Genomic DNA, 12,637 nt, shown 5'->3' with positions numbered 1-12,637 from the left:
TGAATAACTCCTCCATAAAGCTAATAACACTGGACCCTGTACCCAAATGACGACTCATAGACCTATTCGCCGCGCGCTACTTAGCGTTTCTGACAAAACTGGTATTCTTGAATTCGCAAAAGCGCTGCACGCGCAAGGTGTTGAATTACTTTCTACTGGCGGTACTGCCCGCTTACTGGCCGACCATGGCATTCCTGTGATTGAAGTGTCTGATTACACAGGTCACCCTGAAATCATGGATGGTCGCGTTAAAACCCTGCACCCGAAAGTGCATGGCGGCATTCTGGCGCGCCGCGGTATTGATGAGCAAGTGATGGCGCAAAACCACATTCAAGCCATCGACTTAGTCGCCGTTAACTTATATCCCTTTGCTGAAACTGTGGCGAAAGCCGGTTGCACCTTGGCCGATGCCATAGAGAACATCGACATTGGCGGCCCAACTATGGTGCGCTCTACCGCGAAAAACCATAAAGACACTACCATAGTGGTAAACGCTCATGACTATGATCGCGTGATTGCAGAAATGCAGGCCAACCAAGGTAGCACCACCTTAGCAACCCGCTTTGATTTAGCCATTGCCGCCTTTGAACACACGGCCGCTTACGATGGCATGATAGCCAACTATTTTGGCACTATGGTGCCAGCCCATAGCCAAGATGAGTGCTTAGCGGATTCTAAGTTCCCACGCACTTTCAATACCCAGTTAATCAAAAAACAAGATTTGCGTTATGGCGAAAACAGCCATCAAACCGCCGCTTTCTATGTGGATACTAAGATTGACGAAGCATCGGTTGCAACCGCCGTGCAACTGCAAGGCAAGGCATTGTCGTATAACAATATCGCCGATACCGATGCTGCCCTTGAGTGCGTTAAAGAATTCTCTGAGCCAGCCTGCGTTATCGTTAAACACGCCAACCCGTGCGGCGTAGCATTAAGTGAAGACTTACTTGAAGCCTATAACCGCGCTTATAAAACCGACCCAACCTCAGCCTTTGGCGGCATTATCGCCTTTAACCGTGAGTTAGATGCAGCCACTGCCAGCGCGATTGTTGAGCGTCAGTTTGTTGAAGTGATTATTGCCCCAAGCGTTAGCCAAGCCGCCCGTGATGTAGTGGCCGCTAAAGCCAATGTGCGCTTATTAGAATGCGGTCAATGGCAGTCAGTCACTCAAGGCTTAGATTACAAGCGCGTCAATGGTGGCTTATTGGTGCAAGACAGAGATCAAGGCTATATCGGCTTAGATGACATTAAGATAGTGTCAAAGCGCCAACCTACTGCCAGCGAATTAAAAGACTTACACTTTTGCTGGAAAGTGGCCAAGTTCGTTAAATCTAACGCCATAGTTTATGCCAAAGATGGCATGACCATAGGCGTGGGCGCAGGCCAAATGAGCCGCGTATACAGCGCTAAAATCGCTGGCATTAAAGCGGCCGATGAAGGACTGGAAGTGGTGAACTCTGTGATGGCATCCGATGCCTTCTTCCCATTTCGTGATGGTATAGATGCAGCCGCCGCCGCTGGCATTAGCTGCATTATCCAGCCAGGTGGCTCAATGCGCGATAACGAGATTATTGCCGCCGCCGATGAGCATGGTATGGCTATGGTGTTTACCGGAATGCGTCATTTCCGTCACTAACACAGCGCTTAATCTACATCTTCGGCCCTAGTGATTAGGGCCTTACCTATTTTGATTTGTGGGAGTGTAACCATGAAAGTATTGATCATAGGTGGCGGTGGCCGCGAACATGCCTTAGCGTGGAAAGCTGCGCAGTCAGCCCAAGTAGAAACCGTATTTGTGGCCCCAGGTAATGCTGGCACAGCCTTAGAGCCGAATGTTGAAAACGTGGCCATTAGTGCCACCGACATCCCTGCCCTGCTGGAATTTGCTAAGACTCACGCCATTGAGCTCACCATTGTTGGCCCAGAAGCGCCATTAGTGCTTGGTGTGGTTGATGCTTTTAATGCTGCAGGTTTAGCCGTATTTGGCCCAACCAAAGCGGCTGCGCAGCTTGAAGGTTCTAAAGCCTTCACTAAAGATTTTTTAGCGCGCCACCAGATCCCAACCGCTGGCTATAAAAACTGTACTGTGATTAGCGATGCTAAAGCCTATGTGCGGGAATTAACGTCAACGACTGGTTATCCGGTCGTGATCAAGGCCGATGGTTTAGCTGCCGGCAAAGGCGTAATCATCGCGCAAACAGAAGCTGAAGCTGATGCTGCCATTGATGACATGCTGGCGGGTAATAAGTTTGGTGAAGCGGGCTCGCGGGTGGTTATTGAAGAATTTCTGCACGGCGAAGAAGCAAGCTTTATCGTCATGGTTGACGGTAACAACATTCTGGCAATGGCCACTAGTCAAGATCATAAAGCCCGCGATAACGGCGACTTTGGCCCGAACACTGGCGGCATGGGTGCCTATTCACCAGCGCCGGTAGTGACTCAAGCGGTGCACGACTGGACCATAGCAAATGTAATTCGCCCAACTGTGGATGGCATGGCTACTGAAGGCAATGTGTATACTGGCTTTTTATACGCAGGCCTGATGATAGCGCCCGATGGCAGCGCCAAAGTATTAGAATATAACTGCCGCTTTGGTGACCCAGAGACGCAGCCGATTATGATGCGCTTACAATCGGATCTGGTGCAATTATGTTTAGCCGCCACCCGTGGTGAGCTTGATAAAGTCAGCGCTGAATTTGACCCACGCCCCGCCGTTGGCGTGGTATTAGCCGCTGGCGGTTATCCTGATGATTATCGCAAAGGCGATGTAATTGCTGGCCTCACCTTAGGCAATAATGACGGCAAGGTATTCCATGCTGGTACTGAGCTTAATAATGGCCACGTGGTCACCAATGGCGGGCGCGTATTATGCGCCACTGCGCTTGGCAACTCAGTCACCTCAGCGCAGCGCGCCGCGTACGAGCTAGTTGATGCCATTCATTGGGATGACGTGTACTTTCGCACCGACATCGCTCACCGAGCCATTAAGCGCGAACGACAAGGCTAACTCCTTTATAGGCTTAGCTTGCATGTAAAGTGATTAAGTAAAAACCAGCGGCAGCTGGTTTTTTTGTATCCAAAAGAGCTACTTAAAAACCGCTAATGCCCAGATACAATCGCCTTTTTAGCCAGCTTATCAATCCACTGCGGCTTAATAAGTTTAAGCCAGCGCCCAAGTCTGCCGCGCCGCGACATAATCAGTAAGCGCTTTCGCGCTGCTATGGCAGGCAGCATAAGAGCGGCGCACTCAGCGCTAGTCATGATTTTATCTTCCTGCATTGGGCTTGCCCCGAGCGCCTTACCATCATGACCAATAGCGCGCTTATGGATTTGTGAGACCACAAAATCTGGGCACAATATGGTAACTGCGACGCCATGATCCATCAGCTCAATTCGCAGCGCATCAAAAAAGCCCATCACGGCATGTTTGGAGGCGCAGTAACCACTGCGAGTCGGCACGCCTGTTATTCCAGCGAGCGACGACACTACTACGATTTGCCCGCGACATTGTTTAAGCGCAGGAAGCGCTGCATGGGTTAAATTGGCGGGCGCCATAAAATTTACAGTCATTAAGCGCTCAAGAATGGCGAGATCTTGAAGCTCATCAAAGCGCGACCACATGGTAATGCCAGCGTTATTAATCAAGATATCTAAGCGCTGATAATGATTAAGGGCATCAAGTATCACCTGCTGACACTGTAAAGCATCACTTAAATCGGCGCTCAGCACTAAATGCTCGCCTTTAAGCTCAGCCGCTAACTCCTCTAAGCGCTGCCGATTACGGGCAACTAACACTAAACGCGCGCCTTTAGCCGCCAATTGCTGACAGAGCGCGCGGCCAATGCCTTCTGAGGCGCCAGTAACTAGCACGACTTTTTGATTAAATTCATCCATGTGTTCATCTATCCACTGCTTAACTAGGCACGGCTTACCCAACCGCTGTTTATTTATCCACCAAGCTGACACAAAGCATTGGCGACTACAAGCTAGCCACAGCTTACCTGCGAATTTTATCGTTAATGATTCCCCTTTAGATGCTGTGTAACTTGCCCCATTAAACGTGATGAAATCGTGATAAATAGGCGACTTTCAGGTGAGAAATAAGGTTCAAGCTCAATAAGGTTAATCATTCCCCTAATTTTGGAGCTTATATGTCAGCAAAATCACTCCCTCAGCCAAAAGCCTTAAGCACGCTTATGATTGGCAGCTTAACCGCTAGCGCACTTGCTATTAGCGCCATGGCCATGAACGCACAAGCCGCGCAATTAGAAATTACTATTACTAACCTCACCAATGGCAATCACTTCACCCCGATTTTAATTGCCGCCCATGACGATGATATTGCCTTGTTTCGCTCAGGAGAGGATGCCTCTTCAGCACTCCAAAAAATGGCCGAAGGCGGTGATATTAGTGATTTAGTGGCCGCAGTTGATGGCGCAGGATATCCAAAATTAGCTAATCCTGCTGGCGGTTTGCTTGCCCCCAGTAGCATGAGCAATAAAGCCAATTTAGAAACTAACGAGGCTATGTATTTATCGGTAGTCGCCATGGTGCTGCCCACCAATGATGCCTTTATCGGTCTAGATAGCTGGAAAATCCCAACCGAAGCTGGCACTTATCAGGTGTATATCAATGCCTATGATGCTGGCACAGAAGCTAATGATGAAATCATTAATGGCGGCGGCGCCTCTGGGGTAGCAGGTATTCCAGCGGCTCCTGGCGCCAATGGCGGCGTTAATGGTACTGGTCTTAATGACTTATCTGGCAATGACAAGGTGCATATTCACCCAGGTGTGTTAGGGGATTTTGATGCCGCAGGCGGCGTGAGCGACCTTGATAGCCGTATCCATAGATGGCTAAACCCTGTGGCGCGCATGACAGTCACAGTGAAGTAACCGAGGTCAGTATGAATAAACTTACTATTTTGGCCATAAGCTCAATCTTGATATTAAGCGCTTGTCATGACAGTGATGACACCTCTATTACGCCACCGCCGCCGACTCCACCAGCGCCACAAAACTATACAGTGACAGTAACTAACCTCACCGCCAATCAAGTGTTCTCGCCCATATCTACGCTGCTGCACCAAGCAAGTGTAAGCCCTTGGATAGTGGCCGAAGCTGCCAGCCTTCCCTTAGAAACCTTGGCAGAAGCCGGCGATGCTAATAGCTTTAGTCAAGTAGCTGGGGTGAGTCGAGTGATAGTGGCCAGCGGCCCCTTAGTACCAGGCGCCACCAGCACCCAAACCATTGCCATCACGCCAAGTGTTGGCGCATCAACCACTGATTTGCAATTATCTGTGCTCACTATGCTAGTTAATACCAATGATGCCTTTACCGGCGTTGCCAATATTGATTTAAGCGATTTAGCTGTGGGCGCGAGCGTCACTATTCGCAGCCTAGCTTATGATGCTGGCACTGAAGCTAATTCCGAGGCAAAAGGCACAATCCCAGGCCCTGCCGATAATGGCGAAGGCTTTAATGCCGCGAGGGAAGATAATAACGCGGTGCGCGTGCACCAAGGGGTGATATCTCAAGATGATGGTTTAACCGACTCTGTGTTAAATGCCTCCCATCGCTTTGATAACCCAGTGGCACGCATCAGCATTAGCCGCGTTAACTAGTCGCGCACTAAGTGAATCACTCAGTTAGTAAATAAAGTTGCAAACCAAGCAGCCACCAACCTTGCACCGTACTTTTGCTCAATGAGCCAAGCACTCACGCTAAAAGTACGGTGAGTTTTTTAAATCTGCCATCTCTTAAATCACCCGCAATAAGTCCCCCATAATTAATCCCACGCAATAAAATCTGCAGCTCACAGGTCTACTGGCCACACCTTTTATCATCATTAAAAAAGGAAGCCCGCATGAGTGAGTTTGAGAAAAGCATGAGTATTTTGTTACTGCATAATAATACCGATAAGTGTCAGCAGCTCAGTCAATCCCTTGAGTTAGCGGGATTTACCCTGCAGCAAGCCAACTCTTGGAACAAGGTCATTAGCCTGTGCCAGCAAGGGCAAGTTTCCTTATTGATACTCACTAAATATTGGCAGCAACACGATGGCTTAATGCTCATTCGTCAATGCCGCCAATTAGGCTTAACTCTGCCGCTCATCTTTATGACCGAAGTACGCAACGAAGCTGAAACTGTATTGGCACTAGAATCTGGCGCCGATGATTGCTTAGAAATGGCCCTTTCGGCGTTAGAATTTTCCGCGCGCATTCGCGCAAGACTGCGCCAGCATAGTAGCGAGCCCAAAGCGCCTAGTGGCTCGCAGCTGCAATTTGGCGGCGTGACCATTAATACTGATACCCGCGAAGTGCTACTCGATTCGCAGCTACTTAATTTAACCGCGCGCGAGTTTGATTTACTCACCCATTTAGCCCAGCACCCCAACCAAGTGTTTAGTCGAATGCAGCTACTGCAAAGTGTGTGGGGCTACAGTCACTGCGGCTATGAACATACTGTCAATTCCCACGTTAATCGATTGCGCTCAAAGCTAGCGCAAGTTGATGGCATGGAAGAGTTAGTCAAAACCGTGTGGGGGGTGGGATATAAATTTGCGCCGCCTAAAACCTTGGCTCTTGGCTGCGCCCTAATGCAATAACAGAGTGAGATTGAAAGTAAAACCTATGAAAAATCACCCCAAACAAGCACAAAAAAAGGCCCTTGCGGACCTTTTTAATGACTTATCAACGACTAACTTACTGAATCACTTACTTGTGGTAAGGAGTTGATAATTCATGAACGGCTTCAATAAAGGCGCCAGCATGCTCAGGATCAACATGCTGATGGATACCGTGGCCTAAGTTAAACACATGGCCAGTACCTTCACCGTAGCTAGCTAAGATGCTAGATACTTCTTCACGAATACGACCAGTAGGTGCGTACAGCATAGATGGGTCCATATTGCCTTGCAGTGCCACTTTGTGACCAACGCGGCGACGCGCATCACCAATATCTACTGTCCAATCTAAGCCTAAGGCATCACAACCGGTTTCAGCCATAGACTCTAACCATAAGCCGCCGCCCTTAGTGAATAAGGTGACAGGCACTTGACGGCCATCGGCATGACGGGTCAAACCATCGACAATCTTTTGCATATAACGCAGAGAAAATTCGCGATACGCTGCGTGCGATAACGCGCCGCCCCAAGAATCGAAAATCATTAAAGATTGGGCGCCGTTAGCAACTTGAGCATTCAGATACAAGATCACTGAATCTGCTAACTTATCTAATAACATATGTAACGCCATTGGCTCGGCGTACATCATGCGCTTAATCTTTTCAAATACTTTGCTTGAACCGCCTTCAACCATGTAAGTGGCCAATGTCCAAGGTGAACCTGAGAAGCCGATTAACGGTACTTCACCTTTTAATTCGCGACGAATGGTTTTCACCGCATTCATCACATAGCCTAATTCATCTTCTGGATCAGGAATTCCGAGCTTCTTAATGGCTTCTAAGGTGTCGGTTGGGCGCGAAAAACGTGGGCCTTCACCAGTCTCAAAATACAAGCCTAAGCCCATGGCATCAGGTACGGTCAAGATATCAGAAAACAAAATGGCGGCATCTAACTTATAACGACGCAAAGGTTGCAAAGTTACTTCACAAGCCAAATCAGCATTACGACATAACGACATAAAGTCACCGGCTTGCGCGCGTGTAGCTTTATATTCTGGTAAGTAACGTCCGGCTTGACGCATCATCCATACTGGCGTCATATCAACAGGCTGCTTCAATAACGCGCGCAAATAACGATCATTCTTTAACTCTGCCATCTGGCTTGCTTCCTACACTTGTTAAATTACTGAGGCGCTAGTTTAGCATTTACATGAATAAAGTAACCTCAGAAGGATCATTTCTGTGAGCTTCACCTTAGCAAGCCCAGATATTTTCCTGTGCGCCGAACATACTCAGGCATGCTGGTTAATGTTGCTAGATTCACATTTTTAAGTCGATAGCGCCTTATTTACCATAAAAAAGTTGCGGATTTAGCGTCCCTCTGTTATAAAAAATGTGCGCTAGCAAGAACAATCAAGAAGCTCGCTGTATCGAGCCCCTAAGTTCACAAATTATTTGCCCTGCAATGATTCCGTCGTTGCAGGGTTTTTTATTGGCTGGCGTTTATTTGGGTGTTTGAATATTTGATGAAGAAAGTATTAAAACTGCCCGCGCTTAATAAAAACAGTTGATCATTCCTAATTGCTTACATACATTAAGAACTAAGGTAAAAATAGATGAGGCAAGGTCATGCTAACCAAGTTAGAAATAGCTGAAAAGGAATGGGGCGGAGCAGATAAGCTTATTGATCAATGGCTTGGGCATAGACGCAATCTATTGGTCAGTTATTGCAAGCTCGCCGGCTGTGCGCCTTATCAATCAAAATCCTGTTTACCCAATCTTCCACAAGTAAATCAATTCTGCGCCCTGATTGTCGATTATGTTTCTGAAGGCCATTTTGATGTTTATAGCCATATGGTATCGGCTTGCGAACAACACGGTCAACAAAGCCGCGATTTAGTCAGTAAATTACTGCCGCAAATTCACAAAACCACAGATGATATTCTCGATTTCAGCGATAAATACGCTGAGGCAGAAGATGACACAGTATTATTCTCACTCGATAAAGATCTCGCCAATTTAATTCATGCCTTAGAAACACGCTTTGGATTTGAAGATCAATTATTGGAGATCTTGTATCTGTATGTCTCAGCCACTAAAGAAACTGAAAGCGATTCACTGGCGCAATAATGCCGCTAAGTGTTGCTTATAAAAAAGCCAGCGAATGCTGGCTTTTTAGATCTGTGGTCAATAAATATCAAGCTTAATTAACCGCTAGAGTTAAGAATTAATGCCCTGAGCGATAACTCAGGGCCAAGCCGTAAATCTATATTGCAGACTTATACCGCAGACTGAAAAATAACTGTCTCGGCTTTTTTGGTATAGCTATCGAGCTGATCAAAGTTCAAATAACGATAAGTGTCAGCCGCTGTGGCGTCTAACTCTTTAGCGTACACTTGATACTCTTCCACTGACGGTAAACGCCCCAGCAAGGCTGCCACAGCAGCGAGCTCTGCCGATGCTAAATACACATTAGCGCCAGTACCTAAACGGTTAGGGAAGTTACGTGTAGAGGTTGATACTACAGTCGCGCCTTCGGCCACTCGCGCTTGGTTACCCATACATAATGAGCAACCAGGGATTTCAATGCGAGCACCCACGCGACCAAAGATGGCGTAATAGCCTTCTTCCGTCAGTTGATCTCTATCCATCTTAGTGGGCGGCGCTATCCATAAACGGGTTGGCAGCGTTTTAGCAAACTTATCCAGCATCTTACCGGTAGCGCGGAAGTGACCTATGTTAGTCATGCATGAGCCGACAAACACTTCATCAATCTTAGTTTGCGCCACACTTGAGAGCAGCACGGCATCATCAGGATCGTTCGGCGCACATAAGATTGGCTCTTTGATGGTATCAAGATCAATCTCAATCACAGCGGCATACTCAGCATCGCTATCAGCCACCATCAGTTCAGGCTTAGCCAACCACTCTTCCATCGCCTTAATGCGGCGTTCAATCGTGCGGCGATCGCCATAGCCTTCAGCAATCATCCACTTCAACATGACTATGTTAGAGTTGAGATATTCGATGATAGGCTCTTTATCCAGCTTAATGGTGCAACCTGCCGCCGAGCGCTCAGCCGAGGCATCAGATAATTCAAAGGCTTGCTCAACTTTCAGGGTTTCAAGACCTTCAATTTCCAATACGCGGCCAGAGAAGATGTTGACTTTTCCTTTCTTCTCAACCGTCAGCATGCCAAGTTCAATGGCTTTTAATGGAATGGCATGGACTAAATCGCGCAGCGTAATACCTGGCTGCATCTTGCCAGTAAAACGCACTAAGACTGACTCAGGCATATCAAGTGGCATAACGCCAGTTGCCGCCGCAAACGCCACTAAACCAGAACCCGCTGGGAATGAAATACCAATCGGAAAGCGGGTATGTGAGTCGCCGCCAGTGCCTACCGTATCAGGCAATAACATACGGTTCAGCCAAGAGTGAATAACACCATCGCCTGGGCGCAGTGACACGCCGCCACGATTCATAATGAAATCTGGCAGAGTATGGTGAGTATTAACATCAATCGGCTTAGGATAGGCCGCAGTATGGCAGAATGACTGCATGGTTAAATCGGCGCTAAAACCTAAACAGGCTAAGTCTTTAAGCTCATCACGAGTCATAGGACCTGTGGTATCTTGCGAGCCCACAGATGCCATCTTAGGCTCACAATATTGACCAGGGCGCACACCAGCAACGCCGCAGGCCTTACCTACCATCTTCTGCGCTAAGGTATAACCTTTGCCAGAATCGGCCACATCTTGTGGACGCACAAACACGTCTGAGGCTTTAAGGCCTAATACTTGACGCGCTTTATCAGTTAAACCGCGGCCGATAATCAGCGGAATACGGCCACCAGCACGCACTTCATCCAGTAACACGTCAGTTTTTAGGCTAAAGCTTGAAATCACGTCATTGGTGCCGTGACGCTTAACTTGACCGGCGTACGGATAAATGTCGATCACATCGCCCATTTCCATCAAGCTAACATCAAGCTCAATGGGCAGCGCGCCCGCATCTTCCATGGTATTGAAGAAAATCGGCGCGATTTTACCGCCCAAACAGAAACCACCAGCACGCTTGTTCGGCACGAAAGGAATATCATCGCCCATAAACCACAGCACTGAGTTAGTGGCAGATTTACGTGATGAACCAGTACCCACCACGTCACCCACGTACACGAGCGGGAAACCTTGGCTCTTTAGCTGATCAATTTTTTTAATCGGGCCAACGCTGCCAGCCACATCAGGCTCAATGCCATCGCGGGCGTTTTTGAGCATAGCTAAGGCATGCAGTGGAATATCTGGACGTGACCAAGCATCAGGGGCTGGCGATAAATCATCAGTGTTAGTTTCACCCGACACTTTAAATACAGTAAGGCTAATCTTGTCAGCCAATTTAGGGCGACTTAAATACCAATCGGCATTAGCCCACGCTTCAACGACTTGTTTAGCATAGCCATTACCCGTATCCATCTTATCAATCACATCATGGAAAGAGTCAAACATCAGCAAGGTATGTGACAAAGCTTTAACCGCTATCGGCGCTAAGGCTGGGTTATCTAATTGCGCGATTAACGGCTCAATGTTGTAACCGCCTTGCATGGTACCAAGTAACTCAGTAGCACGCGCCGCCGATAAGATAGGCGATGTCACTTTGCCTTTAGCGACTGCATCGAGGAAAGCTGCTTTTACGTAAGCCGCTTCATCAACACCTGGGGGAATTCGATTTTCAAGCAGATCAAGAATAAAGGCTTCTTCACCTGCAGGTGGGGTTTCAACGAGTTTGACTAATAGAGCAACTTGTTGTGCATCCAGTGGTTTAGGGACTACACCTTCTGCGGCACGCTCTGTGACGTGTTTACGATATGCTTCTAGCACGGCAACATTCCTCTTTGTTAGGCGTTCTAATACCACACCATGCACTCTAGCACTTTATGTGGGTATCACTCGATACTGCTGGGCTTCAGGGTCGAAGTCGCAGTCCGACGGGTTCCTTGGTGGTATTCTGCTACTAGGCTGTTACGACTCACTCGCTCAAGCGGCATGATACCTTTACCACGCATTTCCGCTTGCCAGTATACTACAGCTTTACAAAACTATGCATTAGCTCACAACTAGCAACAACTAATCTGCATCATTTAACACTAATCAGTGTAAATTTTACTAATGAGTTAGGGAATTAGACGATAGTGTAGAGCGCGTAAATCATAGGAGAAGCCTGAGGATGGCGGCAATTAAAGCAATAATTTTTGATATGGATGGCGTACTGATAGATTCAGAGCCTCAGTGGCAACAAGCAGAAATAGCCGCCTTTGCGGCCGTGGGTCTTAATCTCAGCCTAAGTGATGTCATCACCACCACAGGCCTTAGGGTCGATCAAGTGGTGGAATACTGGTATCAACGTAAGCCTTGGCCTAATGCTAACAAGCAGCAAGTCACCGATTACATTAGTCAGCGCTTAGTGGATTTTATTCTGGAATCGGGCGAAGCCTTAACCGGCGTTGAAGCCGCGCTTAAACATTGTCAGCAATTAGCGCTAAAAATTGGGTTAGCAACATCGTCACCGCGCTCTATTTTAGATGCCGTGATGACGCGCCTTAATTTAGGCCACTATTTTGCTGCCACTTGTAGCGCCGAAGGCTTAGCGTACGGTAAGCCGCACCCTGAGGTGTATCTTAATTGCGCATACGCCTTAAGCGTCGCGCCCAATTTATGTTTAGCCGTGGAAGATTCAGTCAATGGCATGATAGCGGCGCGCGCTGCTGGCATGCAAACCTTAGTGATCCCAGCGTTAGAGCAAGCGCAAGATAAAGGTTTTGGCGCCAGTCATTATCAGCGCCAAAGTTTGCTGGAACTGCCTAAGTTACTCGATAGTTTATGTGAGCAAAGCTGGTGCGAGACGAGCCTTAAGCAAGACGCCCGGCAACACAGCCATTAACGCCCCCGATAATCATCACCATTTAATTGCAGCCAAAAATTAAGCCAGGCAGTGCCTGGCTTAATCATTTTTACTTA

The 12,637-nt window shown here is 47.8% G+C and carries 10 protein-coding genes; 7 read left to right on the top strand and 3 right to left on the bottom strand.

Annotated features, from left to right (window positions below):
• Positions 1-46: 46 nt before the first annotated feature.
• Together purH and purD are read left to right on the top strand one after the other, a co-directional pair.
• Positions 47-1,636, top strand: a complete 1,590-nt coding sequence (purH, locus tag FJQ87_RS03740) for a bifunctional phosphoribosylaminoimidazolecarboxamide formyltransferase/IMP cyclohydrolase (protein WP_140930662.1) — start codon at positions 47-49, stop codon at positions 1,634-1,636.
• A gap of 72 nt (positions 1,637-1,708) precedes the next feature.
• The gene (gene purD, locus FJQ87_RS03735; protein ID WP_140930660.1) at positions 1,709-3,007 is read left to right on the top strand and encodes a phosphoribosylamine--glycine ligase; all 1,299 of its coding nucleotides are present in this window, start codon (positions 1,709-1,711) and stop codon (positions 3,005-3,007) included.
• A gap of 92 nt (positions 3,008-3,099) precedes the next feature.
• Here the strand turns inward: purD and FJQ87_RS03730 are convergent, their stop codons facing one another.
• Positions 3,100-3,894: an SDR family oxidoreductase gene (locus FJQ87_RS03730; RefSeq protein WP_140933975.1), complete on the bottom strand. Its 795-nt coding sequence runs from the start codon at positions 3,892-3,894 to the stop codon at positions 3,100-3,102.
• Between the two features lie 302 nt (positions 3,895-4,196).
• Here FJQ87_RS03730 and FJQ87_RS03725 point away from each other — a divergent pair, with 302 nt between their 5' ends.
• From FJQ87_RS03725 to FJQ87_RS03715, 3 genes are all read left to right on the top strand, one after another.
• The gene (locus FJQ87_RS03725) at positions 4,197-4,895 is read left to right on the top strand and encodes a spondin domain-containing protein (protein ID WP_240778896.1); all 699 of its coding nucleotides are present in this window, start codon (positions 4,197-4,199) and stop codon (positions 4,893-4,895) included.
• Between the two features lie 11 nt (positions 4,896-4,906).
• The gene (locus FJQ87_RS03720; RefSeq protein ID WP_140930656.1) at positions 4,907-5,623 is read left to right on the top strand and encodes a spondin domain-containing protein; all 717 of its coding nucleotides are present in this window, start codon (positions 4,907-4,909) and stop codon (positions 5,621-5,623) included.
• 242 nt (positions 5,624-5,865) lie between these two features.
• Complete coding sequence (locus FJQ87_RS03715; RefSeq protein ID WP_140930654.1) at positions 5,866-6,606, top strand: response regulator transcription factor; 741 nt, start codon at positions 5,866-5,868, stop codon at positions 6,604-6,606.
• 109 nt (positions 6,607-6,715) lie between these two features.
• On the opposite strand, the gene hemE is transcribed toward FJQ87_RS03715, so the two are convergent.
• Positions 6,716-7,780: a uroporphyrinogen decarboxylase gene (hemE, locus tag FJQ87_RS03710; RefSeq protein ID WP_140930652.1), complete on the bottom strand. Its 1,065-nt coding sequence runs from the start codon at positions 7,778-7,780 to the stop codon at positions 6,716-6,718.
• Positions 7,781-8,252: 472 nt separating this feature from the next.
• On the opposite strand from hemE, the gene rsd reads away from it, so the two are divergent.
• Positions 8,253-8,753, top strand: coding sequence for a sigma D regulator (rsd, locus tag FJQ87_RS03705; protein WP_140930650.1), 501 nt, complete (start codon positions 8,253-8,255; stop codon positions 8,751-8,753).
• 149 nt (positions 8,754-8,902) lie between these two features.
• On the opposite strand, the gene acnB is transcribed toward rsd, so the two are convergent.
• Positions 8,903-11,500: a bifunctional aconitate hydratase 2/2-methylisocitrate dehydratase gene (gene acnB, locus FJQ87_RS03700; protein ID WP_140930648.1), complete on the bottom strand. Its 2,598-nt coding sequence runs from the start codon at positions 11,498-11,500 to the stop codon at positions 8,903-8,905.
• A gap of 340 nt (positions 11,501-11,840) precedes the next feature.
• Here acnB and hxpB point away from each other — a divergent pair, with 340 nt between their 5' ends.
• Positions 11,841-12,560 carry a hexitol phosphatase HxpB gene (hxpB, locus tag FJQ87_RS03695; protein ID WP_140930646.1) on the top strand — a complete coding sequence of 240 codons (720 nt, stop codon included), beginning with the start codon at positions 11,841-11,843 and terminating at the stop codon, positions 12,558-12,560.
• Positions 12,561-12,637 lie beyond the last annotated feature (77 nt).

Origin of the sequence: Shewanella sp. SNU WT4 (assembly GCF_006494715.1) — a bacterium.
GTDB lineage: Bacteria > Pseudomonadota > Gammaproteobacteria > Enterobacterales > Shewanellaceae > Shewanella.
Note: the sequence above shows the minus strand (reverse complement) of the source record. Positions and strands in the feature narration are given on the sequence as shown.